Origin of the sequence: Paraburkholderia sp. GAS42, from assembly GCF_050436565.1 — a bacterium.
GTDB lineage: Bacteria > Pseudomonadota > Gammaproteobacteria > Burkholderiales > Burkholderiaceae > Paraburkholderia.
Window position 1 is genome coordinate 41,056 of record NZ_JBNDML010000012.1, and the last position, 22,782, is coordinate 63,837.

The following is a 22,782-nucleotide window of genomic DNA, read 5'->3' on the forward strand; positions in this document are numbered from 1 at the left end:
CGACGGGCGAACCGGCATACCCCGACCGCGTGCCCGCACAAGGAGGAGACATGAACGCACCTGGCGAACTTTCGCCTGAAGTTCTCGCCCAGCGCCAGCGCGAAGTCGTGCAGGCCCTGATGGCCGTGCTGCCGACGCATTGTCTGCTGTATCGCGAAGAAGATACGGTCGCCTACGATTGCGACGGTCTGGCCGCATACCGGCGGCTGCCGCTTGCGGTCGCGCTGCCGGAAACCGAGTCGCAGGTGCAGCGCATCGTCCAGATCTGTCACCGGCTCGATGTGCCGATCGTGCCACGTGGCGCGGGCACCGGTCTGTCGGGCGGCGCGCTGCCGATCCGCCACGGGGTCGTCGTGTCGCTTGCGCGCTTTCGCAAGATCGTCGAAGTCGATTCATACGCGCGCACCGCGACCGTTCAACCGGGCGTGCGCAACCTCGCCATTTCGGAAGCCGCTGCACCCTACGGCCTTTACTACGCGCCTGATCCTTCTTCGCAGATCGCCTGCACGATCGGCGGCAACGTCTCCGAGAATTCCGGCGGCGTGCATTGCCTCAAGTACGGGCTCACCGTGCACAACGTGCTGCGCGTGCGGGCCGTGACGATGGAAGGGGACATCGTCGAGTTCGGCTCGCTTGGACCCGACGCGCCCGGGCTCGACCTGCTCGCGGTGCTGATCGGCAGTGAAGGCATGTTCGCGATCGTCACTGAAGTCACCGTCAAGCTGATCCCGAAGCCGCAGACCGCGCAGGTCATCATGGCCAGCTTCGACGACGTCGTGAAAGGTGGCGATGCGGTCGCCGGCATCATCGCGGCGGGCATCATCCCGGCTGGCCTCGAAATGATGGACAAGCCCGCGACGCGCGCCGTCGAGGAATTCGTCAACGCCGGCTACGACCTCGACGCTGCAGCCATCCTGCTATGCGAATCGGACGGCACGCCGGAAGAAGTCTCCGAGGAGATTGTCCGCATGACCGCGGTGTTGCGCGAGTGCGGCGCGACGCGCATCCAGATTTCGCGCACGGAAAGCGAGCGGCTCAAGTTCTGGTCAGGACGCAAGAACGCGTTTCCGGCGGCGGGCCGCATCTCGCCCGACTACTACTGCATGGACGGCACCGTGCCGCGCCGCAGCATCGGCCCGCTGCTGTCGCGCATCGAGGAGATGGAGAAGAAATATTCGCTGCGCTGTATCAACGTGTTCCACGCGGGCGACGGCAACATGCATCCGCTGATTCTCTTCAATGGCAACGATCTCGACGAATGGCATCGCGCCGAGGCGTTCGGCTCGGACATTCTGGAATGCTGCGTCGAACTGGGCGGGACGATAACGGGCGAACACGGTGTCGGCATCGAGAAGATCAATTCGATGTGCGTGCAGTTCTCGCCGGAAGAGCGCGACGCCTTTCACGCAGTGAAGCGTGCGTTCGATCCGCCCGGTCTGCTGAATCCGGATAAGGGAATTCCGACGCGCGCCCGTTGCGCGGAATATGGCCGGATGCATGTGCGCGGGGGATTGTTGCCGCATCCGGAGCTGCCGCGGTTTTAGGTACGACGGACGGCGCTGAATCCGTGCGTTGCTGCGGTTCCGGCTCGCGGCGCAATACTGGAAGCCGGAGTCGCTGCGGTTCGTCGCCTGAGGCGGCGGCGGTTCTTCGACGGTGCAACCGGATCCCGGCGGCGCCGGTTTTAGCGCTTTCGTCCGTTCGACATGGGCATGCGCGGCAAGCGGGCCCTGACCCGCGCCTTTCGTCCATCAAAGCTCCGGCCGCATTACCCGTACGGGTCGGCTCCGGGTTGCCAGAGCCGCCCCGCCCGGTACAATCGGACGAAACACAACGAAGCAGGACGCCATGGAAGAGGACGACATCGTCGCCGTTTGGTCTGAACGTATCCGTTCGGCCAGCGCTGAAGGACGCGCGGTGCGCATTCGCGGCGGCGGTACGAAAGACTGGTACGGCCAGAGCCTGGAAGGCGAAATCCTCGACACGCGTGCGCACCGCGGCATCATCGCTTACGACCCGGCCGAACTCGTGATCACCGCACGCGCCGGCACGCCGCTCCTCGAAATCGAAGCGGCCCTCGCCGAACACCGGCAGATGCTCGCGTTCGAACCGCCACACTTCGGCCCGCAGGCGACGTTCGGCGGTTGCATCGCGGCCGGCATCGCCGGGCCGCGCCGGCCGTCCGCGGGCGCCGTGCGTGACTTCGTGCTCGGCACGCTCGTGATGAACGGCCAGGGGCAGAAGCTGCACTTCGGCGGGCAGGTCGTGAAGAACGTCGCCGGTTACGACGTGTCGCGCCTGATGGCCGGCTCGCTCGGCACGCTCGGCCTGATCCTCGAATTGTCCGTGAAGGTGATGCCGCGCCCCGTCGCCGAAGCGACGCTCAAGTTCGACATGAACGGCACCGACGCCGTGCGCAAGCTCAACGAATGGGGCGGCCGTCCGCTGCCCATCACCGCGAGCGCCTGGCGCAACGGCACGCTAGCCATGCGCCTTGCCGGCGCGGAAGCCGCGGTCAAGTCGGCGCGTACATCGCTCGGCGGCGAAGTGGTCGATGCGGTCGAAGCCGAACGTTTCTGGGCCGGGCTGCGTGAACAGACCGACCCGTTCTTCTCCGCGATCGCACCCGGCGCCGCGTTGTGGCGTCTCGCGTTGCCGTCGATCACCGAGCCTTTGCAGCTTCCGGGCGCGCAGCTGATGGAATGGGGCGGCGCGCAACGCTGGTGGATCACCGACACCGACGCGCAAACTGTCCGCATCAGCGCGAAACAGGCCGGCGGGCACGCGACGATCTTCCGCACCGGACACGGCTACGACCGCAGCGCAGGCGTGTTCACGCCGCTGCCCGCTCCGTTGATGAAAATCCACCGCGGCCTCAAAACCGCGTTCGACCCGGCCCGCATCTTCAATCGCGGCCGGCTCTACCCCGACTTCTGAGCGCGCGATGCAAACCAACCTCGCGGACTTCATTCGCAACACCCCCGATGGCGACGAAGCCGACTCCATCCTGCGCAAATGTGTGCATTGCGGCTTCTGCACGGCAACCTGTCCCACCTACCAGTTACTCGGCGACGAACTCGACGGCCCACGCGGCCGCATCTACCTCATCAAGCAGATGGTGGAAGGCGCGCCTGTGACGCGCAGCACGCAGATGCACCTCGACCGTTGCCTGACGTGCCGCAACTGCGAGACGACGTGCCCGTCCGGCGTGCAATACGGGCGCCTCGTCGAAATCGGCCGCAAGGTCGTCGAGGAGCATGTGACACGGCCGCCCGGCCAGCGCCTGCTGCGCCGCGTGCTCGCGAGCTTCCTGCCGAACAGCGCGCTTTTCACGCCCGCGATGCGGCTCGGCCAGCACGTCCGCCCGCTCCTGCCGAAGAAGCTGCGCGACAAGGTGCCCGCGCGTCAGCCGCTGCTCGAATGGCCCACAGCGCAGCACCCGCGCAAGATGCTGATGCTGGCCGGCTGCGTGCAGCCTTCGATGATGCCGAACGTCAACACCGCGACCGCGCGTGTGCTCGATGCCCTCGGCATCGAGACCATCGTCGCGCCGGAGGCCGGCTGCTGCGGCGCGATCCGCCTGCACCTCGGCTACAACGACGAAGCCCTCGACGACATCCGCGCCAACATCGACGCGTGGTGGCCGCACGTCGAAGCGGGCGCGGAAGCGATCGTGATGAACGCGTCAGGCTGCGGCGCGACGGTGCGCGAATATGCGTACCTGCTGCGCAACGACCCGGCGTATGCCGACAAGGCGCAGCGCATCGTGGCACTGACGCGCGACATCTGCGAAATCCTGCCCGACTTTGAAGAATCGCTCGTGGCCCTCGCGCGCCGCCGTTCCGTGCATACAGTCGCTTTCCACCCGCCGTGCACACTGCAGCATGGCCAGCAGGTCCGCGGGCACGTCGAGCACCTGCTCACCGCGCTCGGCATCGAAGTGCGCCTGCCCGCCGACAGCCACCTGTGCTGCGGTTCGGCCGGCACCTATTCACTCACGCAGCCGACGCTTTCCTACACGTTGCGTAACCAGAAGCTCGAACGGTTGCGCGCGCTGGAACCGCAACTGATTGTTTCGGCCAACGTGGGTTGCATCGCGCATCTGCAAAGCGGCACATCGATTCCGGTCACGCACTGGATCGAGTTGGTTGAGCATATGCTGTCGGCCTGATGTTTTCTACCTGGCCGTTCGGCTGAGTCGGCGGCGCAGGGCGGCGTCCGTATAATTCCGTACATCGCCCTGCTGTGTGCTCAACCGCCTCATGCCCGATCTCATCCATAACCTCGACGCCGTGCATCAGCGCATCGCTCTCGCCGCTCAAGTGGCGGGTCGCGACCCACGCTCTGTTACGCTGCTAGCCGTTTCGAAAACGTTCCCAGCCGAAGACGTCCGCGCGGCGCATGCCGCAGGTCAGCGTGCATTCGGCGAAAACTACGTGCAGGAAGCGATCACCAAGATTGAATCGCTGGCCGATCTGCGCGCGGATCTTGAATGGCATTTCATTGGTCCGCTGCAATCGAACAAGACGAAGCCAGTCGCGCAACATTTCGACTGGGTTCACTCGATCGATCGCCTGAAGATTGCCGAGCGGCTTTCCGAGCAGCGGCCGGATGGTCTGGCACCGCTCAACGTGTGCCTGCAGGTGAACGCCAGCGGCGAAGCGTCGAAAAGCGGTGTTGCGCCCGCCGAAGCACTGGAGCTTGCCCGCGCGATCGCAGCGCTACCCAGGCTGCGTCTGCGTGGTCTGATGTCGATCCCCGAACCGGCTGGCAGCGTCGAAGAGCAACGTGCGCCGCACCGTCTGCTGCGCGAACTCTTCGAACAGCTTCGTGCAGATGGGCTCGAACTCGACACGTTGTCGATGGGCATGTCAGGCGATCTCGAAGCGGCCGTAATCGAAGGCGCGACGATCGTGCGTGTCGGCACGGCAATTTTCGGCGCGCGTGACTACTCAAACTGAACAGAACACTTCACGGAACATCATGAAAATTGCTTTCATCGGCGGCGGCAATATGGCTGCGGCGCTCATCGGCGGTCTCATCAAGCGCGGCGTCGCGCCCGCCGATCTGTATGCGATCGACCCCAACGAAGAAGCGCGAGCCCGCAACGAGCAGCAGTTCGGCGTGCGCACCGGCGCTGCTGCTGACGCAGCGCTCGCTTCGTTCGACGCCATTCTGCTCGCGGTCAAGCCACAGATCCTGAAGAGTGTGGCGGAAGCTCTCGCGCCGCATCTTCGTTCGTCGCAACTCATCATCAGCATTGCCGCGGGCATTCGCGCCGACGACCTGTCGCGCTGGCTGAACGGCCATGCGCGCGTCGTGCGCACGATGCCGAATACGCCCTCGCTGATCGGCATGGGCGCGACGGGTCTGTTCGCAACGGCCGGAGTCGATGAAGCGGGCCGCACGCTCGCAACTGACGTCCTCGGCGCAGTGAGCAACACAGTGTGGTTCGACGACGAAGCAAAGATCGACGCCGTCACCGCCATTTCCGGCAGCGGCCCGGCGTACGTGTTCTATTTCATCGAGGCGCTGGAAGAAGCCGCACGCCAGCTCGGTATGGATGCGGCGCAAGGCCGCGCGCTCGCGGTCTCCACCTTCACGGGCGCGGCGCAACTTGCGGCGCAGTCCGATGAGCCGCCGGCTGTTCTGCGCGAACGCGTGACGTCGAAGGGCGGCACGACAGCGGCTGCGCTCGCGTCGTTCGAGGCATCGGGCGTGAAGGACGCCATCGTGCGCGGCGCGCTGGCTGCCAACGCGCGGGCGAAAGCGATGGGCGAAGAGTTTGGGAAGCAGTAACCGGCTGACGCGGCTTAGAACGCACCCGCCGCGTAATGCGCGGCAATACCGGCGAACAATGCGCCGCCCAGCCAGTTGTTATGGCGAAAGGCTGCGAAGCACGGCATGCGCTCGCGATTGCGGATCAGCGTGTAGTGATAGATCGCGCAGCCTGCCGCTGCCGTCCAGCCAAGCCAGTACAGCACGCCGAAGCCCAGCACGATGCCGATCCCAACGTAGATACCGAGCGTTGCCGCGTAGCAGAGCATGATCGCGAGCACATCGAAGCGGCCGAAGGTCAGCGCGGACGTGCGAATGCCGATCTTGATGTCGTCGTCGCGATCGACCATCGCGTATTCGGTGTCGTACGCGACCGACCAGAACACGTTGGCCAGCAGCATCACCCACGCGATCGTCGGCACCTGATTCTGGATCGCCGCGAACGCCATCGGAATACCGAAGCCAAACGCGATGCCGAGATAGGCCTGTGGAATCGCGAAGAACCGCTTCGTGAACGGATACGAACCGGCAACAAAGAGCGCGGCGACTGACAGTTCCTTCGTCAGTGTATTCAGCGGCAGGATCAGCAAAAATGCGATCAGGGATAGCCCCGCGGCAAGCGCCACGGCTTCCCACGCCTTGATCTTGCCGGACGTGATCGGGCGGTTCTCCGTGCGCTTCACGTAGCGGTCGAAATCGCGGTCGGCGTAATCGTTGATCGCGCAGCCCGCCGAGCGCATCAGGATCGTGCCGACCACAAAGATCACGAGCAGCGAAAACGATGGATGACCCTCCGACGCAATCCACAGGGCATTGAGCGTCGGCCACAGCAGCAGCAGGCTGCCGATCGGTTTGTCCATGCGGACAAGGCGGAGATAGAGCGGAAGTCGGGCGAACATGGGGAGGCAGGGAAGAGCAATCCTGACATTCTAGAGCAGTGGCGAAGACGGCGGCTCGCAGCACCGCAATCGCGCGATACGAGCGCAGCCGCCCGCCCGTGCCCCGCACACGCTGCATGCACAGGCACAAGCACAAGCACACGCTCGCAAAACGGAAACGGCCCGACAGGCATCAACTGTCGGGCCGCTCTTCTACCGTTTCAGCGCGGATGCACCACAGGCGCCGAACTAACGCTTCAACCTCAAGCCAGCATCGAACGCAGCATCCACGCGGTCTTTTCGTGCGTCTGCATGCGTTGGGTCAAGAGATCGGCGGTCGGTTCGTCGTTGGCCGCTTCCGTCGACGGGAAGATTTCGCGCGCGGTGCGCACGACGGCTTCCTGGCCTTCCACGAGTTGACGGATCATGTCTTCGGCCGCCGGAACGCCGTCTGCTTCAGGAATCGACGACAGCTTCGCGAATTCCTTGTAGCTGCCCGGCGCATGCACGCCCAGCGCGCGGATGCGTTCGGCGATCAGGTCGACGGCCATGGCAAGCTCGGTGTACTGCGTCTCGAACATCAGATGCAGCGTGTTGAACATCGGGCCCGTCACGTTCCAGTGGAAGTTGTGGGTCTTCAGGTAAAGCGTGTACGTGTCCGCAAGCAGACGCGACAGCCCTTCCGCGATCTTCTTGCGATCCTTGTCGCTGATACCGATATTGACGTGCTGAATAGCTTCTTTCCTGGCCATGAAGACTCCTTTAAAGAGTGATACAAACCGCTCGGCAGGTTCTGGATCGCCTATGCCGTCCCGAACGCTGGATCGCCCGACAGTGTAGCCTGGACAAGCTCGGACAAGCCTGTACACGCGCACTGACCAGATGTCACGCCCCTGACGTCAGCCGCCGAAAGCGTGCTGCAATGCCTGCGCAGCGATCACCGCAAAACCGCTGGTGACAATCGCAAATCCCACCATTTTTCTGGCAACAGTCGCGCCCTGAACCTGCGCCTGAACCTGCACGGCATATCGCGCTGCATTCGTACCACGCCCGACGTTTGTGCGGTTAATCGCCTGCATCATCTGGTTCATGATCGTTTCCCTCAATTCACCCTCACATCCCGGCGGCGCGCCGATGCGCACCGCCTTCCTGCGTGACTGCCGCTACTTCGTCACTTCGCGTTCTTCAAGTTTCACGAGCGCGGCGACAACGCCCTCCGCATACGCTGGATCGATGCGCCGGAAGTGCTCGATCTGCCGCGCGATGATGTCGTCCGGCACGCCCTTGATGTGCCGTGCGATGTTGCCGAACAACCGCTCGCGTTGCGCCGCGTCGAAGATCTGGAACAGCGCGGCCGGCTGGCTGTAGTAGTCGTCATCGTCGCGATGGTCGTAGCGGTCGACGGCGCCCGCCGCGAGCGGCGGCTCCGCCGCATTGCGGTCCTGCGCGAAGTCACCGAAACGGTTCGGCTCGTAGTTCACCGTGCCACCCAGGTTGCTATCGGTGCGCATCCCGCCGTCGCGATGGAACGAATGCGGCGACGCGACCCGCGAAGCATTCACCGGAATCTGGTGATGATTCACGCCAAGCCGGTAGCGCTGCGTATCGCCGTACGAGAAGAGACGTCCCTGCAGTAGACGGTCCGGCGAGAAACCAATGCCCGGCACCACGTTCGCCGGCGAAAACGCCGCCTGCTCGACATCCACGAAGTAGTTGCCGGCATTACGATTCAATTCAAGTGTGCCGACGTCGATCAGCGGGTAATCCTTCTGCGACCACACTTTCGTGATGTCGAACGGGTTGTAGCGATACGTCGCGGCATCCGCTTCCGGCATCACCTGAATGCAGAAGCGCCACTTCGGGAATTTCCCGCTGTCGATGTTCGCGACGAGATCGCGCTGCGCGCTTTCGCGATCGCCGGCGATCACCTGTGCGGCCTCGGCATCGGTGAAGTTTTCGATGCCCTGCATCGACTTGAAGTGAAATTTCACCCAGAAGCGCTCGTTGTTCGCGTTGATTAACGAGTACGTGTGCGAGCCGAAGCCGTGCATCTGCCGGTAGTTCTGCGGAATGCCGCGATCGCTCATCAGGATCGTCACCTGATGGAGCGACTCCGGATGGCGCGACCAGAAGTCCCACGCCGCGATGTTGCTCCGCGTGTTCGTATACGGATCGCGCTTCTGCGTGTGGATGAAATCCGGAAACTTCAGCGGATCGCGGATAAAGAACACCGGCGTGTTGTTGCCGACCACGTCCCAGTTGCCCTCTTCCGTGTAGAACTTGATCGCGAAGCCACGCACATCGCGCTCGGCGTCGGCGGCGCCGCGCTCACCGGCCACGGTCGAAAAACGCAGAAAGAGCGGCGTTTCCTTGCCGACTTCCGCGAACACTTTTGCTTTCGTGAAACGCGAGATGTCGTGCGTGACCTTCAATGTGCCGAACGCACCCGACCCTTTTGCGTGGACGCGTCGCTCAGGAATGACCTCGCGGTCGAAATGCGCAAGCTTCTCGATCAGCCACACGTCCTGCAGCGCGACCGGGCCGCGCGTGCCGGCGGTCATCGAATTCTGGTTGTCGGCGACGGGCGCGCCGGCGGCAGTGGTGAGTTTGCGTTCAGACATCCTTCTACTCCTGGCTTTTATTGGAAATTGGGCGTGCTGCGGTGTGACGGCGGGCGTCAGGCTGAAATCGCGCGGTCGACGAGCAGCGCGATCGCGACAGTGCGCAGCGATGAGGCAAAGTTTTCTACCGGGAGCGTCGTAGCTTGCCGCGCAGGTTGGGCGGTGGGCTGGGCGAGCGTGGAATGGGCTTGATTCATCGGTTCCTCCGGAGGTGTCGGATCGGGCGATCCATGGAGGAAACTATATCGATGACTATCGAATTACTGAATTTAATTAAATAAATCTATTCGATAGCTGAAGCCCTCAGCGGAGACGGGCTTCGGCTGGCCGTCCTGGGCAACGCCAGCGGCCAGCCTGAAGGGGCGCTTTAACTGACAGCGGCGGGCAGGTCGAGCTTGCTTACGCCCGCCAGATCGCAGGCGTTGATCGCATCGCAGATGGCGTCAATGGCCGGCATTCGCGTGAAGCTCTTGCGCCACGCCAGCACGACGCGACGGTCGGGCACCGGTTCGTCGAAATGCACGTAGCTGAGGAGCCCCGAGTCGACGCCACCGGCGTGCGGCTTCACTTCCGTCACCGACATGCGCGGCAGCACCGTGATACCGACGCCGCTCGCGACCATATGACGGATCGTCTCCAGCGAGGAACCTTCGAACGTCTTCTGGATTCCATCCGCATTCTGCGAGAAACGCATCAGCTCCGGACACACGCCGAGGACGTGATCGCGGAAACAATGCCCGCTGCCGAGCAGCAGCATTGTTTCCTGCTTCAGGTCGCCCGGATCGATCTTCGCGCGCGTTTCCCATGCGTGACCGGACGGCAGCGCGACGACAAACGGCTCGTCATACAGCGGACGCAGCATCAGGCCGGTTTCCGGGAACGGCAGCGCCATGATCGCGACGTCGATTTCGCCCTGCTTCAGCAGTTCGATCAGCTTGAGCGTGTAGTTTTCCTGCAGCATCAGCGGCATCTGCGGAACGCGCCGGATCATCTGCTTGACGAGCGTTGGCAGCAGATACGGTCCGATCGTATAGATCACACCGAGGCGCAGCGGTCCCACGAGCGGATCCTTGCCCTGCTTGGCGATTTCCTTGATGGCGAGCGTCTGCTCCAGCACACGCTGCGCCTGCGAGACGATCTGCTCACCGACGGGCGTGACACTGACTTCGCTCGTCCCGCGCTCGAAAATCTGCACGTTCAGTTCGTCTTCGAGCTTCTTGATCGCCACCGACAGCGTCGGCTGGCTGACGAAACACGCTTCCGCCGCGCGGCCGAAGTGCCGTTCGCGGGCAACCGCGACGATGTATTTCAATTCAGTGAGCGTCATTGGGGACCAATCAGCGCGATGGATTCGATAGGTTTCTGTTATACACCTATGGGGCCAATTCGCCAACCCGGATTGATTTTGATTGGGGGCGGAGCGGTTTGCGCCCCTTTCCGGCTGGGCTTGCAGGCCGCTACGGACCGCGTTGCGGCCCGCCAGCGCGCGCTAAGCCTTCAGATAATGCTCCCGCGCACCGAGCCAGCGCGCGAGGTGCTGCGTGACGACATCCGGGTATTCGTCGAGCAGACGCGCGGCCGCTTCGCGCGCCGGTTCGATTAGCCAGCCGTCCTGCTGGAGATCGGCAAATCGCAACATCGCCGCGCCCGACTGCCGCGCGCCCAGAAACTCACCAGGACCGCGGATTTCGAGGTCGCGCCGCGCGATTTCAAAGCCGTCGGTCGTTTCGCGCATCGTCTGAAGCCGTGCGCGGGCGGTTTGCGACAGCGGCCCGGTGTAGAGCAGCACGCACACCGAAGCCGCGCTGCCGCGCCCCACGCGCCCGCGCAACTGGTGAAGCTGCGCAAGACCGAAGCGCTCGGCGTGCTCGATCACCATCAGCGACGCATTCGGCACGTCGACGCCCACTTCGATCACCGTCGTCGCAACCAGCAACTGCACTTCGTTGCGCGTGAAGGCGTCCATGACGGCAGCCTTTTCAGCCGGCGCCAGGCGTCCGTGAACAAGGCCGACGTTCAGCTCCGGTAAGGCCGCGACCAGCGTTTCGTACGTTTCGACGGCGGTTTGCAGCTGCAGCGTCTCGCTTTCCTCGATCAGCGGACACACCCAGTACACCTGACGCCCGGTGAGCGCCGCCTCGCGCACACGCCCGATCACTTCTTCGCGGCGCGCGTCGGAAACGAGCTTCGTCAGGATCGGCGTGCGGCCGGGCGGCAGTTCGTCGATCGTGGAAACGTCGAGGTCCGCGTAATAGGTCATCGCCAGCGTGCGCGGAATCGGCGTTGCCGACATCATCAGTTGATGCGGCTGGAAATCGCGTGCGCCGTCGGCGGCGTTCCGCGCCTTGGCGCGCAGCGCGAGCCGCTGTTCGACGCCGAAGCGATGCTGTTCGTCGACGATCACGAGGCCAAGCCGCGCGAACTCGACCGCGTCCTGGATGATCGCGTGCGTGCCGATCACAAGATGCGCGGTGCCCAACGCCGCCGCTTCGAGCGCGGCGCGCTTGTCCTTCGCTTTCAGACTGCCGGCAAGCCACGCGACGCTCACGCCGAGCGGCTCGAGCCAGCCGCGCAGCTTGCGTGCGTGCTGCTCGGCCAGGATTTCGGTGGGCGCCATCAGCGCAGCCTGGTAGCCGGCGTCGATGGCCTGCGCGGCCGCGAGCGCGGCGACGATCGTCTTGCCACTGCCGACGTCGCCCTGCAGCAGACGCTGCATGGGGTGCGGCTGCGTCAGATCCTGCGCGATCTCGGCGCCGACGCGCTGCTGCGCGCCCGTCAGCGAGAACGGCAACGCTTCGAGCAGACGCGTGACGAGCGCAGCGGAATCCGTCGGCCCGCGACGCGGCATTGCAGGCGCCGCGCGCGTGCGACGCTCCTCGTGCGCGCGCTTGAGCGACATCTGCTGCGCGAGCAGCTCCTCGAACTTGATGCGCGTCCACGCCGGATGCGTGCCGTCGATCAGCGCGTACTCGTCGGAATCCGCGTTCGGGTGATGCAGCGTGCGCACCGCGTCGATCAATGGCGGCACACCCAGCGGCTGGAGATACGCCTGCGCGATCGGCACGGGCAGCAGTTCAGGCAGCGACGTGCGCGACAACGCGTTATCGATCGACTTGCGCAAATACGCCTGCGTGACGCCTGCCGTGCTCGGATACACCGGCGTGAGCGCCTGCGGCAGCGGCGTTTCTTCTTCGACGACTTTCACCGCCGGATGCACCATCTCCATCCCGAAGAAGCCGCCGCGCACGTCACCGCGCACACGCAGCCGCTGGCCGACGGCCATCTGCCTGACCTGCGAGCCGTAGAAGTTGAGAAAGCGCAGCACGAGTTCGTCGCCGGCATCGTCGCGCAGCTTGACCAGCAACTGGCGACGCGGGCGATAAGCGATCTCGTTGTCGAACACGACGCCTTCGGTCTGTGCCATGCCGCCCGGCAGCAGCTCTCCGACGGGCGTGAGCGAGGTTTCGTCTTCGTAGCGCATCGGCAGATGCAGCACGAGATCGATGTCGCGCGTGAGACCGAGTTTGGCGAGCCTGTCGGCGGTTTTTGTCAGTGCGGGCGCGGGCTTTTTCGCGCTGACTGTGTTGTCCGCTTCCGCCAGTGATGTCGCCGCAGCCGCCTTGCCGCGCGCGGCGCGGCGCTTCGGCGCGGCGCTCACTTCTTCGGTGTCGGCAGGCAGGCGGCGTTCGGACAAGGGCATGAGTCGCTTCGCAAGTACAATATCGGCTTTCAAAGGTGTCGCAGCGATGCCGCGCGCCAGCCGTGCTGGTGGACCCGGCGGGTCAACGCACAGCCTGCCGCAGCAATGTTTCGCAATCATAGCCGCTCGCCGCCCGGCACCGGTTCAATTCAGTATCGATTCACATCAGCCCGTCAGCATGTTCACGCTTTCCGATTTCGATTTCACCCTGCCGCCCGAGCTGATCGCGCAGACCGCGTTGCCCGAGCGCAGTGGCAGCCGTCTGCTCGAAGTGGACGGCACGGTTGAACCCGCGCGCCTTAACGACCGACGCTTCGCCGAACTGCCCGACTGCATTGCGCCTGGCGATCTGCTGGTCTTCAACGATACCAAAGTCCTGAAGGCCCGCTTCCTCGGCCAGAAAGCCAGTGGCGGCAAGATCGAGGTGCTGGTCGAACGGCTGACTGGCGAAACGACCGCACTGGCGCAGATCCGCGCCAGCAAAAGCCCGGCGCCCGGCACGACGCTGCGCCTTGCCGATGCGTTCGACGTAACAGTCGGTGAGCGCGTCGAGCCGTTCTACACGCTGCACTTCCCCGCCGACTGTCTGACGCTGATCGAGCAGTACGGCCGTCTGCCGTTGCCGCCGTACATCGAGCACGACCCCGACGCGACCGACGAAACGCGCTATCAGACCGTGTTCGCGCAAAACCCGGGCGCGGTGGCCGCACCAACCGCCGGGCTGCACTTCGACGCGTCGCTGCTGGCGCGACTTGATGACAAAGGTATCGAACGCGCGACGCTGACGCTGCATGTCGGCGCGGGCACATTCCAGCCGGTGCGGGTCGAGAACCTCGCCGAGCACAAGATGCACAGTGAGTGGTATCAGTTGCCGCAAACGCTGGTTGATCGCATCGCGGCGACCAGAGCGCGCGGCAATCGCGTCATCGCGGTCGGCACCACCTCGATGCGCGCGCTCGAAGCCGCCGCGCGAGCCGCCGATGAAGCCGGTCATGCGCTCGCCGCAACGAGCGCCGAGACAGACATCTTCATCACGCCGGGCTACCGCTTCCGCATCGTGGACCGGCTCGTGACGAACTTCCATCTGCCAAAGTCGACGCTTTTGATGCTCGTGTCGGCTTTTGCCGGTATCGACACGATTCGCGCCGCCTACGCCCACGCAATCGAAGCGCGTTACCGCTTTTTCAGCTACGGCGACGCGATGCTGCTGACGCGACGCGATTCGTGATTCACATCAGGTAACAGGCAATCTCAATCCGCCACCGTGCCCTTCGCGCGACGGCATTCATCATTTGCGCCGGACTGTTTTCCGGTGGCACAGGAGTTTTTCATGACCGACGGTCATCAACACGCGACGCAAACCGGACGCCCGGAAAACGGCCTCAAGTTCGAACTGCTCACCACCGACGGCGAGGCGCGCCGCGGGCGTGTGACGTTGAATCACGGCGTCGTCGAAACGCCGATCTTCATGCCGGTCGGCACCTACGGCACCGTGAAGGCGGTCCAGCCGCGCGAACTCGAAGAGATGCACGCGCAGATCATCCTCGGCAACACGTTTCACCTGTGGCTGCGTCCGGGTCTTGAGACGATTGCCGCGCACGGTGGCCTGCACGCCTTCATGGGATGGAAAAAACCGATCCTGACCGATTCGGGCGGTTTTCAGGTGTTTTCGCTCGGTGATCTGCGCAAGATCACCGAAGATGGCGTCACGTTCGCGTCGCCGATCAATGGCGACAAGCTGTTCCTGTCGCCCGAAGTGTCGATGCAGATCCAGAAGGTGCTGAATTCGGACATCGTCATGCAGTTCGACGAATGCACGCCGTACGCCACCGACAACGTGCCGACCTCGCATCAGGAAGCCGCCGATTCGATGCGCATGTCGATGCGCTGGGCAAAGCGCTCGATCGACGAATTCAACCGGCTCGGCAATCCGAACGCGCTTTTCGGCATCGTTCAGGGTGGCATGTTCGAGGATCTTCGCGACGAATCGCTCGCGGGCCTGTCGGAGATCGACTTCCACGGTTTTGCGATTGGCGGCCTGTCGGTGGGCGAACCGAAGGAAGACATGATGCGCGTGCTGAACCACATCGGCCCGAAGCTGCCGGCAAACAGGCCCCACTACCTGATGGGCGTCGGCACGCCGGAGGATCTGGTCGCGGGCGTCGCGGCAGGTATCGACATGTTCGACTGCGTGATGCCGACCCGCAACGCGCGCAACGGCTGGCTGTTCACCCGTTTCGGCGACGTGAAGATCCGCAACGCGACGCACAAGAACTCGCTGCGTCCGCTCGACGAGCAGTGCGGCTGCTACACCTGCCGCAACTTCACGCGCGGCTATCTGCATCATCTGCATCGCGTCGGCGAAATCCTCGGCGCGCAGCTGAACACGATCCACAACCTGCACTACTACCTCGAACTGATGCAGGAAATGCGCGACGCAATCGAAGCGCATATGTTCGACGCGTTCAGGAAGCTGTTCCACGAAAACCGGGCGCGAGGCGTCGACGGGCCAGCCTGACGACACGGCGGGCCCCGCACGAACACAGGGCAGAACGCGCAAAAGCCCGCCCACCAACGCTGCCGGCGATATCAACAGAAGAATCCGTCGGTGCGCTGGCACAAACCTTACAATCATCTTTCGCGATATGCGATTGAACTGCGCTTATCGCAAATAACAGCTTGATCGGAAAGCGCATTTCATGTGCAGTCGCGACCTATGGCCGGTGGTAGAATAACCGGCTGCTTTTTTTGATCGTTATAACGGAGAGACCAACGTGTCGTTCATTTCCAATGCCTTCGCGCAAGGCACCGGTGGCGCAGAATCGAGCCTGATGAGCTTCCTGCCCCTGATCCTGATGTTCGCTGTGCTGTATTTCATCATGATCCGTCCGCAAATGAAGCGCCAGAAGGAACACCGCAACATGCTCTCCGCCATGGCGAAGGGCGACGAAGTCGTCACGAACGGCGGCATCGTCGGCAAGGTCACCAAGGTGAGCGATGCTTACGTTGGCGTCGAAATTTCCGAAGGCACTGAAATCACCGTGCAGAAAGCATCGGTGACCCAGATTCTCCCGAAAGGCACGATCAAGTCGCTGTAAGGCCTGCTCTGTCGCGTCCGGCGCGGCCTCGCCGGAACCGCACATGGCTCACGCCACGGTTCCCGCGCTCATCGCCGGACGCATTGCCTGGAAGCCTGGCGTTTAGACCAGGCTTCCAGGCCAACCTTCCCGTTGGGCCATCCCCATGAATCGTTACCCCCTCTGGAAATATGTCGTGATGCTGGTGGCACTCGCCATCGGCCTCGTGTACACGTTGCCCAACTTCTTCGGTGAAGCGCCGGCGGTCCAGGTGTCGAGCGGCAAAGTCACGGTCAAGCTCGACTCGTCCACGCTCGCGCTGGTCGAATCGGCACTCGCTTCAAGCCAGATCAAGCCTGACGCCGTCACGTTCGACAACACGTCGACCAACGCGAACATCCGCGTGCGTCTGACGGATACCGACACGCAACTGCGCGTGAAAGACCTGCTGCAGAAGTCGCTGAACGCCGATCCGACGGATCCGCAGTTCATCGTCGCGCTGAACCTGCAAAGCGCGTCGCCGGCCTGGCTGACCGCGCTGCACGCGCTGCCGATGTATCTCGGCCTCGACCTGCGCGGCGGTGTCCACTTCCTGCTGCAAGTCGACATGGCTGGCGCGCTGAACAAGAAGCTCGACTCCGACGCGTCCGACGCCCGCACGCTGCTGCGCGACAAGAACATCCGCGATGGCGGCGTGAACCGCGTCAACCAGACGGTGGTCGTGAATTTCGCCGACGCAGATGTCGCCGAAGCCGCGCGCAAGCAGCTCGCATCGAGCATCAACGAACTCCAGTGGGCCTCGCAGCCGAATCCGGCGGGCGGTGTGCAACTCGTCGGCACGTTCACGCCGGCGGTGCAGAAAACCGTCGAAGACGCGGCGCTCAAGCAGAACATCACCACGCTGCACAACCGCGTGAACGAACTCGGCGTTGCCGAACCGGTGATCCAGCAGCAAGGCTCCGACCGCATCGTGGTCGAACTGCCGGGCGTGCAGGACACGGCGAAGGCGAAGGACATCATCGGCCGTACGGCGACGCTCGAAGCGCGTCTGGCCGACCCGGTGAACACGCATCCGAACCCGAACGAGCCGGTCCCGCCGGGCGATGAACTCTTCACGCAGGGCGCGCAAACGCCGGTGCTGTTGCGCAAGCAGATCATCTTCACGGGTGACAGGATTATCGACGCGTCGTCGGGCTTTGACGAGCATCAGCGTCCGTCGGTGAACATCCGCCTTGATTCGGCCGGCGGCCGCGCAGTGCGCAGCGTGTCGCGCGACAACATCGGCAAGCCGATGGCGATGGTGCTGTTCGAAAAGGGCAAGGGCGAAGTGCTGACGGTCGCGACGATCCAGTCCGAACTCGGCGACCGCTTCCAGATCACCGGCCAGCCGACGCCACAAGCCGCCACCGATCTCGCGCTGCTGCTGCGCGCCGGTTCGCTGGCCGCGCCGATGGACATCATCGAAGAACGTACGATCGGCCCGAGCCTCGGCGCCGATAACATCAAGAAGGGCTTCCACTCGGTCGTGTGGGGCTTCGCGGCGATTGCCGTCTTCATGATCGCGTACTACATGCTGTTCGGTCTGATCTCGATGATCGGGCTGTCGGTGAACCTGCTGCTGCTGATCGCGATTCTCTCGATGCTGCAGGCCACGCTGACGTTGCCGGGTATCGCCGCTATCGCGCTCGCGCTCGGTATGGCGATCGACGCGAACGTGCTGATCAACGAGCGCGTGCGTGAAGAACTGCGCAACGGGGCGCCGCCGCAACTGGCCATCCAGAACGGCTACTCGCACGCATGGGCGACGATTCTCGACTCGAACGTGACCACCTTGATCGCTGGCCTTGCGCTGCTCGCGTTTGGTTCCGGTCCGGTGCGCGGCTTCGCGGTCGTGCACTGTATCGGCATCATGACGTCGATGTTCTCGGCGGTGTTCTTCTCGCGCGGTCTCGTGAACGTCTGGTACGGCGGCAAGAAGAAGCTGAAGTCGCTGGCGATCGGTCAGGTGTGGCGTCCGACGCCCCTCGAAGGCGACGCTGCGTACCTCGGCAACGGCGACGCCGCGACCGACACGGCTAAAGCCATCGCTGCCGCCAGCACAAGCTCGGCTGCCAAAGCGAATGCGGCGAAGGCAGCGGCGCGCACCGGCAAACCGGTCGTCCGCCGTCGTAACGATCCGGGCACTGCGCCCCGGAAACCGGGTTCATCCCGCTGAGTCCCGGAGAAAGAGACCATGGAATTTTTCCGCATCCGCAAAGACCTTCCGCTCATGCAGCGCGCGTTGATCTTCAACGCGATCTCGCTGCTGACGTTCATTGCCGCTGTGTTTTTCCTCGTGCATCGCGGACTGCATCTTTCGGTGGAATTCACCGGCGGCACGGTCGTCGAAGTGCAGTATCCGCAGGCAGTGCCGCTCGAGCCACTGCGCAACACGCTCAGCAAGCTCGGTTACGCTGACGCGCAGGTGCAGAACTTCGGCACCTCACGCGATGTGCTGATCCGTTTGCCGCTGAAGCAGGGTTTCACGTCCGCGCAGCAAAGCGATCAGGTGATGGGCGCGCTGAAGGCCGATAACTCACAGGCGCAGTTGCAGCGCGTCGAGTTCGTCGGCCCGCAGGTCGGCAAGGAACTCGCTACCGACGGCCTCCTCGCGCTTGCGTGCGTGGTCATCGGCATCGTGATCTATCTGTCGTTCCGCTTCGAATGGAAGTACGCCGTCGCCGGCGTGATCGCCAACCTTCATGACGTGGTGATCATTCTCGGCTTCTTCGCGTTCTTCCAGTGGGAGTTCTCGCTGTCGGTGCTGGCGGCCGTGCTCGCGGTGCTCGGTTACTCGGTGAACGAATCCGTCGTTATCTTCGACCGGATTCGCGAAACCTTCCGCCGCGAACGCAAGATGACGGTCATCGAAGTCATCAACCACGCGATCACCAGCACGATGTCGCGTACGATCATCACGCACGGCTGTACGCAGATGATGGTGCTGTCGATGTTCCTGTTCGGCGGCCCGACGCTGCACTACTTCGCACTGGCGCTGACGGTCGGTATTCTGTTCGGTATCTACTCGTCGGTGTTCGTCGCCGCGGCGCTCGCGATGTGGCTGGGTGTGAAGCGTGAAGACCTGATCAAGGACAAGAAGGAACGTCACGATCCGAGCGATCCAAACGCAGGCGCGGAGGTTTAAACACCCGCCCCCTGCTGCAATGTAAGGCGCATAAAGAAGGCCGGTTCGAAAGAACCGGCCTTTGTCGTTTACCGCTTGCCTTTTACGGCGTATCACGCAATCGAATCACCTGAAACCAGGATTGCGACGGGCAGCAATCAGCGCGATCAAACTGATCACCGCCGCAAACATCATGTAAAAGGCCGGCGCGGTTTTGGTCCCGGTCGCGCTGATCAGCCACGCGATGATGAACGGGCCGAAGCCGCCGAAAATCGTCACCGCGACGTTGTACGCGAGCGACATGCCGGTCGTACGCGTCTGCACCGGGAACAGCTCGGACAGCAATCCCGGCAGCGCGCCGAAGTAGCCCGTCATCAGAAAGGCGAACACGATCTGTATCGCGATCAGCGTTTCAAACGTCGGATGCGCGACGAGATACGCGAACGCCGGATAGATCAGCACCAGCAGCAGCACCGCCGACGCCAGCATGATTCCCGTGCGCCCTTGACGGTCGGACACGTGCCCGACCACCGGCGCGAACGCCAGTTGAATGACACCGACCAGCAAAATCGCCGCGAACGATACCGACGGAGACAGCCCCAGTTGCTTCACACCGTACGTCGGCATGAACAGCACAAGGTAGGTCGATACCGTGCCAAGCACGACCAGACCCATCGCGATCAAGAGCCGCAGCTTCTGGCTGGCGAAGGTGTCGCGCAACGGCGTCGCGGTGGTTTCGGCGTCGAGGAATTCGGGCGTCTCGTCGAGACGGGTGCGGATGTACCAGGCAACCGGTCCGATCAGGAGCCCGAAGGTGAATGGCACGCGCCAGCCCCACGACATCATCTGCTCAGGCGAGAGTTTGCCTGTCAGCACGAATCCGAACAGCGCGGCGAGCAGCGTGGTCAACCCCTGGCTCGCGATCTGCCAGCTGGCAAAGAAGCCGCGCTGCCCGGGCACATGCTCGGCGAGAAACGCCGTCGCGCTGCCGAACTCGCCGCCGGCGGAAAAGCCCTGCATCAGCCGCGCAAGCACGAGGATCAGCGGTGCTGCAATGCCGATCGTTTCGTATGTGGGCAGGATCGCGATGATCAACGTGCCGACCATCATCAGCAGGATCGAGAGCGTCAGCGCGGCCTTGTGCCCTGCCCGGTCGGCGTATGCGCCGAGCACGATAGCGCCGAGCGGCCGCATGAAGAACGACACGCCGAACGTGCCGAGCGTCAACAGCAGCGAAACGGTGTCGTTACCGGCGGGAAAAAACAGCTTCGAGATGACGACCGCGAAAAACCCGTAGACGACCAGATCAAACCATTCCAGCGCATTGCCGATCGACGCGGCGACTACGACGCGCCATGAACTGTGGCGTGCCGCCGCGGCGCTTGCGGCCGTCGTTGCATTCATTCAGGTCTCCCTGTGCGAGTCGTTTCATCGCCGGACTGGATGCGCGCACAACCAGTCAGGCGGTAGCGCCACTATGTAGCTGAAAAATAAACTTTACGCGAGCAGGCGGAGCAATCCCAACCCGCCGCGGCAACGCTGAAAGCACAATAAAAAAACCGCTTCGTCGCAAGGCGAACGAAGCGGTTTTTGCGCCAGACGCGCTGCCCGCACTACGCGAGGCGAGCACGCCTGCGAGACATCGTCAAACAGGCTTACTGCTTGATACCTTCAGCCTGGATCTGCAGTTTGGTCTGCATGCTGAAGCCGTACGTCTTGCCAAAGTCCATGCCGAAGTCCGCGCGATCGAACGTCGTGCTGGCTTCCACGCCGCACACTTCGCGCTTGAGCACCGGATGTTGCATGCACTTGAACGATTCGACCTTCAGGTTCACCGGCTTCGTCACGCCATGCATCGTCAGCGTGCCGATCACTTCAGCAGGCTTGTCGCCGTCGAATTTGATCTCGGTCCCCTTGTAGGTCGCAGCCGGGAATTTCGCCACGTCGAAGAAGGCGTCCGTCCTCAGGTGATCGTCGAGCTTCGTGTTGCCCGTGCTCACCGATGTCGGATCGACCGTGACCTCAACCGTGCCGGTCTTCGCGGCGCGATCGAGCGTGACCGTGCCCGAACTCTTCGTGAACTTGCCGCGCCACACCGACAGGCCGCCGAAGTGGTCAGCCGCGAAACTCGGGAACGTGTGCGCCGGGTCGAGTTGATAGGTATCGGCGGCGAATGCGCCGATCGAGAGGGTCGACGCCAGTGCGGCGATCAGCAGATGTTTCTTCAATTCATGCTCCTTCAGGTATCCAGGTGCGCCGCGCGGGACGTCGGCGCAATAACAACGAATCACGGATTACGACAGATAACGATTACTTGTGTGCTGCAACGATATGAAACTTGATGACCACGTCATCGGCCACGACCGACGTATCTTTCCATTCGCCCGTGCCGATATCGAACTGCGAGCGTTTGACCGGCAGCGAGCCGTCGAACGTCTGCGTCGAGCCCTGCTGCGTGACCGTCACGGGCACGGTGACCGTCTGCGACTTGCCCTTGATCGTGATCTTGCCGGTCACCTTGAACTGGTTGCCGCCCGCCGGCGCGATCCCATTCGAGGCAAAAGTCGCGGTCGGGTACGCCTTCGAATCGAACCATTCCTTGCCACGCACCTGGTCGTTATAGCTCTCGTCGCCGAGGTCGTAGCTGCCGGTGTCGATAGAAAGCTGCGCGCTGCCTGCGGTCGGTTTGGCCGGATCGAACATGATCTGCGCGGTGAACTTGCCGAACTTGCCTTCGACGGGCACGTTCATCTGTTTCGACGTCGCCGTGACGGTGCTTTTCGCCACGTCGACCTGGGCGAGCGCGCTGCCCGCGGCGGTCAACGTAACAGCTGCGAAAGCCGTCAGCAGGGTGCGATGAAATGAAACCTTCATAAGTGTCCTATTTGAGGAAAGGAATCATGCGCGACAGCAGGCCGTCGCGATCCAGCAACTGATGCTTGAGCGCGCCTGCGACGTGCAGCACGACGAGTGCGAGCAGGCCGTAATTGAGCGTCACGTGAACGACCTTGAGGATGGCTTTCAGGTGCGGGTCCGGCGAAATCAGCAGCGGCAGACGCACGAGGCCAAGATATACAACCGGGATATTCGATGCCGAGCTGTACAGATAGCCCGAAACCGGAATCGCGATCATCAGCACATACAGCAGCACGTGAACGACCTCCGCGGCGATCCGCTGCCACGCGACCATGCCGGCCGGCAACGCCGGCGCGACATGCGTCGCGCGCCACAGGATGCGCACCACGGCGAGGGCGAACACGGTCACGCCGATCCATTTGTGCCACGAAAAATAGCGCAGCTTGGTGGGCGTGAAACCTGGGATGTCGGTCATCACCCAGCCGAGCGCGAACCCGCAAACGATCAGCAACGCGATCAGCCAGTGAAACGCAATCGCGGTCCGCGTGTAACTATCGGGGGCGCTGGGCGCCGCAGAGGAAGAACGAGGTGCCATGACGGAGCGGACGCAAACAAGGTTAACGGAGCGGCTGGAGCGCTTATTCCAGCGGCTCCGGCGATGCAGCCAGACTGGCGACGTCGTCGCCGCCGGGCGAATGACAACGCCAAG

General features: G+C 63.3%; 21 protein-coding genes. 10 read left to right on the top strand and 11 right to left on the bottom strand.

Translation table 11 applies throughout. The features are described from left to right. Positions 1–50 precede the first annotated feature (50 nt). The 5 genes from P3T16_RS18600 to proC all read left to right on the top strand — a co-directional run bounded on the left by P3T16_RS18600 (position 51) and on the right by proC (position 5,799). Positions 51–1,544 carry an FAD-linked oxidase C-terminal domain-containing protein gene (locus tag P3T16_RS18600; RefSeq protein WP_429255393.1) on the top strand — a complete coding sequence of 498 codons (1,494 nt, stop codon included), beginning with the start codon at positions 51–53 and terminating at the stop codon, positions 1,542–1,544. A 304-nt stretch (positions 1,545–1,848) separates the two neighbouring features. Beyond that, on the top strand, positions 1,849–2,937 hold the full coding sequence (gene glcE, locus P3T16_RS18605; RefSeq protein WP_429343382.1) for a glycolate oxidase subunit GlcE: 1,089 nt from the start codon (positions 1,849–1,851) through the stop codon (positions 2,935–2,937). A gap of 7 nt (positions 2,938–2,944) precedes the next feature. After that, on the top strand, positions 2,945–4,171 hold the full coding sequence (gene glcF, locus P3T16_RS18610) for a glycolate oxidase subunit GlcF (RefSeq protein ID WP_429343383.1): 1,227 nt from the start codon (positions 2,945–2,947) through the stop codon (positions 4,169–4,171). A 91-nt stretch (positions 4,172–4,262) separates the two neighbouring features. Next, entirely contained in the window at positions 4,263–4,961 is a 699-nt protein-coding gene (locus P3T16_RS18615; protein WP_429343384.1) for a YggS family pyridoxal phosphate-dependent enzyme, read from the top strand. Positions 4,962–4,983: 22 nt separating this feature from the next. Further along, complete coding sequence (proC, locus tag P3T16_RS18620) at positions 4,984–5,799, top strand: pyrroline-5-carboxylate reductase (RefSeq protein ID WP_429343385.1); 816 nt, start codon at positions 4,984–4,986, stop codon at positions 5,797–5,799. 14 nt (positions 5,800–5,813) lie between these two features. On the opposite strand, the gene ubiA is transcribed toward proC, so the two are convergent. The 7 genes from ubiA to recG form a co-directional block, all read right to left on the bottom strand. Further along, complete coding sequence (gene ubiA, locus P3T16_RS18625; RefSeq protein WP_429343386.1) at positions 5,814–6,677, bottom strand: 4-hydroxybenzoate octaprenyltransferase; 864 nt, start codon at positions 6,675–6,677, stop codon at positions 5,814–5,816. Between the two features lie 242 nt (positions 6,678–6,919). Continuing rightward, positions 6,920–7,408, bottom strand: a complete 489-nt coding sequence (locus P3T16_RS18630; RefSeq protein WP_429255399.1) for a Dps family protein — start codon at positions 7,406–7,408, stop codon at positions 6,920–6,922. Between the two features lie 147 nt (positions 7,409–7,555). Further along, positions 7,556–7,747, bottom strand: a complete 192-nt coding sequence (locus P3T16_RS18635) for a hypothetical protein (RefSeq protein ID WP_429343387.1) — start codon at positions 7,745–7,747, stop codon at positions 7,556–7,558. Between the two features lie 72 nt (positions 7,748–7,819). Next, positions 7,820–9,277, bottom strand: coding sequence for a catalase (locus P3T16_RS18640; RefSeq protein ID WP_429343388.1), 1,458 nt, complete (start codon positions 9,275–9,277; stop codon positions 7,820–7,822). Between the two features lie 56 nt (positions 9,278–9,333). Further along, positions 9,334–9,474 carry a hypothetical protein gene (locus P3T16_RS18645; RefSeq protein WP_429343389.1) on the bottom strand — a complete coding sequence of 47 codons (141 nt, stop codon included), beginning with the start codon at positions 9,472–9,474 and terminating at the stop codon, positions 9,334–9,336. 170 nt (positions 9,475–9,644) lie between these two features. Then, positions 9,645–10,604 carry a LysR substrate-binding domain-containing protein gene (locus P3T16_RS18650; RefSeq protein WP_429255403.1) on the bottom strand — a complete coding sequence of 320 codons (960 nt, stop codon included), beginning with the start codon at positions 10,602–10,604 and terminating at the stop codon, positions 9,645–9,647. A gap of 162 nt (positions 10,605–10,766) precedes the next feature. Next, positions 10,767–12,977: an ATP-dependent DNA helicase RecG gene (gene recG / locus P3T16_RS18655; RefSeq protein WP_429343390.1), complete on the bottom strand. Its 2,211-nt coding sequence runs from the start codon at positions 12,975–12,977 to the stop codon at positions 10,767–10,769. Between the two features lie 178 nt (positions 12,978–13,155). On the opposite strand from recG, the gene queA reads away from it, so the two are divergent. The 5 genes from queA to secF all read left to right on the top strand — a co-directional run bounded on the left by queA (position 13,156) and on the right by secF (position 19,238). Next, on the top strand, positions 13,156–14,205 hold the full coding sequence (gene queA / locus P3T16_RS18660; RefSeq protein WP_429343391.1) for a tRNA preQ1(34) S-adenosylmethionine ribosyltransferase-isomerase QueA: 1,050 nt from the start codon (positions 13,156–13,158) through the stop codon (positions 14,203–14,205). Positions 14,206–14,307: 102 nt separating this feature from the next. Next, on the top strand, positions 14,308–15,495 hold the full coding sequence (gene tgt, locus P3T16_RS18665) for a tRNA guanosine(34) transglycosylase Tgt (protein ID WP_429343392.1): 1,188 nt from the start codon (positions 14,308–14,310) through the stop codon (positions 15,493–15,495). A gap of 256 nt (positions 15,496–15,751) precedes the next feature. Next, entirely contained in the window at positions 15,752–16,075 is a 324-nt protein-coding gene (gene yajC, locus P3T16_RS18670) for a preprotein translocase subunit YajC (protein WP_228874238.1), read from the top strand. Between the two features lie 145 nt (positions 16,076–16,220). Further along, positions 16,221–18,269: a protein translocase subunit SecD gene (secD, locus tag P3T16_RS18675; RefSeq protein ID WP_429255407.1), complete on the top strand. Its 2,049-nt coding sequence runs from the start codon at positions 16,221–16,223 to the stop codon at positions 18,267–18,269. 18 nt (positions 18,270–18,287) lie between these two features. Beyond that, entirely contained in the window at positions 18,288–19,238 is a 951-nt protein-coding gene (gene secF / locus P3T16_RS18680; protein ID WP_429255408.1) for a protein translocase subunit SecF, read from the top strand. Positions 19,239–19,343: 105 nt separating this feature from the next. Here the strand turns inward: secF and P3T16_RS18685 are convergent, their stop codons facing one another. The 4 genes from P3T16_RS18685 to P3T16_RS18700 form a co-directional block, all read right to left on the bottom strand. Beyond that, positions 19,344–20,621, bottom strand: coding sequence for an MFS transporter (locus P3T16_RS18685; protein WP_429343393.1), 1,278 nt, complete (start codon positions 20,619–20,621; stop codon positions 19,344–19,346). Positions 20,622–20,872: 251 nt separating this feature from the next. Further along, positions 20,873–21,433 carry a YceI family protein gene (locus P3T16_RS18690; RefSeq protein ID WP_429255570.1) on the bottom strand — a complete coding sequence of 187 codons (561 nt, stop codon included), beginning with the start codon at positions 21,431–21,433 and terminating at the stop codon, positions 20,873–20,875. Positions 21,434–21,527: 94 nt separating this feature from the next. Further along, positions 21,528–22,091 carry a YceI family protein gene (locus P3T16_RS18695; protein WP_429343394.1) on the bottom strand — a complete coding sequence of 188 codons (564 nt, stop codon included), beginning with the start codon at positions 22,089–22,091 and terminating at the stop codon, positions 21,528–21,530. Positions 22,092–22,098: 7 nt separating this feature from the next. After that, the gene (locus tag P3T16_RS18700; protein ID WP_429343395.1) at positions 22,099–22,668 is read right to left on the bottom strand and encodes a cytochrome b; all 570 of its coding nucleotides are present in this window, start codon (positions 22,666–22,668) and stop codon (positions 22,099–22,101) included. Positions 22,669–22,782 lie beyond the last annotated feature (114 nt).

What these genes read in the sequence shown, in the direction of transcription:
- P3T16_RS18600 (WP_429255393.1), top strand. Translation starts at nt 51, where the DNA reads ATGAACGCACCTGGCGAACTTTCGCCTGAAGTTCTCGCCCAGCGCCAG.
- glcE (WP_429343382.1), top strand. Translation starts at nt 1,849, where the DNA reads ATGGAAGAGGACGACATCGTCGCCGTTTGGTCTGAACGTATCCGTTCG.
- glcF (WP_429343383.1), top strand. Translation starts at nt 2,945, where the DNA reads ATGCAAACCAACCTCGCGGACTTCATTCGCAACACCCCCGATGGCGAC.
- P3T16_RS18615 (WP_429343384.1), top strand. Translation starts at nt 4,263, where the DNA reads ATGCCCGATCTCATCCATAACCTCGACGCCGTGCATCAGCGCATCGCT.
- proC (WP_429343385.1), top strand. Translation starts at nt 4,984, where the DNA reads ATGAAAATTGCTTTCATCGGCGGCGGCAATATGGCTGCGGCGCTCATC.
- ubiA (WP_429343386.1), bottom strand. Translation starts at nt 6,677, where the DNA reads ATGTTCGCCCGACTTCCGCTCTATCTCCGCCTTGTCCGCATGGACAAA.
- P3T16_RS18630 (WP_429255399.1), bottom strand. Translation starts at nt 7,408, where the DNA reads ATGGCCAGGAAAGAAGCTATTCAGCACGTCAATATCGGTATCAGCGAC.
- P3T16_RS18635 (WP_429343387.1), bottom strand. Translation starts at nt 7,747, where the DNA reads ATGAACCAGATGATGCAGGCGATTAACCGCACAAACGTCGGGCGTGGT.
- P3T16_RS18640 (WP_429343388.1), bottom strand. Translation starts at nt 9,277, where the DNA reads ATGTCTGAACGCAAACTCACCACTGCCGCCGGCGCGCCCGTCGCCGAC.
- P3T16_RS18645 (WP_429343389.1), bottom strand. Translation starts at nt 9,474, where the DNA reads ATGAATCAAGCCCATTCCACGCTCGCCCAGCCCACCGCCCAACCTGCG.
- P3T16_RS18650 (WP_429255403.1), bottom strand. Translation starts at nt 10,604, where the DNA reads ATGACGCTCACTGAATTGAAATACATCGTCGCGGTTGCCCGCGAACGG.
- recG (WP_429343390.1), bottom strand. Translation starts at nt 12,977, where the DNA reads ATGCCCTTGTCCGAACGCCGCCTGCCTGCCGACACCGAAGAAGTGAGC.
- queA (WP_429343391.1), top strand. Translation starts at nt 13,156, where the DNA reads ATGTTCACGCTTTCCGATTTCGATTTCACCCTGCCGCCCGAGCTGATC.
- tgt (WP_429343392.1), top strand. Translation starts at nt 14,308, where the DNA reads ATGACCGACGGTCATCAACACGCGACGCAAACCGGACGCCCGGAAAAC.
- secD (WP_429255407.1), top strand. Translation starts at nt 16,221, where the DNA reads ATGAATCGTTACCCCCTCTGGAAATATGTCGTGATGCTGGTGGCACTC.
- secF (WP_429255408.1), top strand. Translation starts at nt 18,288, where the DNA reads ATGGAATTTTTCCGCATCCGCAAAGACCTTCCGCTCATGCAGCGCGCG.
- P3T16_RS18685 (WP_429343393.1), bottom strand. Translation starts at nt 20,621, where the DNA reads ATGAATGCAACGACGGCCGCAAGCGCCGCGGCGGCACGCCACAGTTCA.
- P3T16_RS18695 (WP_429343394.1), bottom strand. Translation starts at nt 22,091, where the DNA reads ATGAAGGTTTCATTTCATCGCACCCTGCTGACGGCTTTCGCAGCTGTT.
- P3T16_RS18700 (WP_429343395.1), bottom strand. Translation starts at nt 22,668, where the DNA reads ATGGCACCTCGTTCTTCCTCTGCGGCGCCCAGCGCCCCCGATAGTTAC.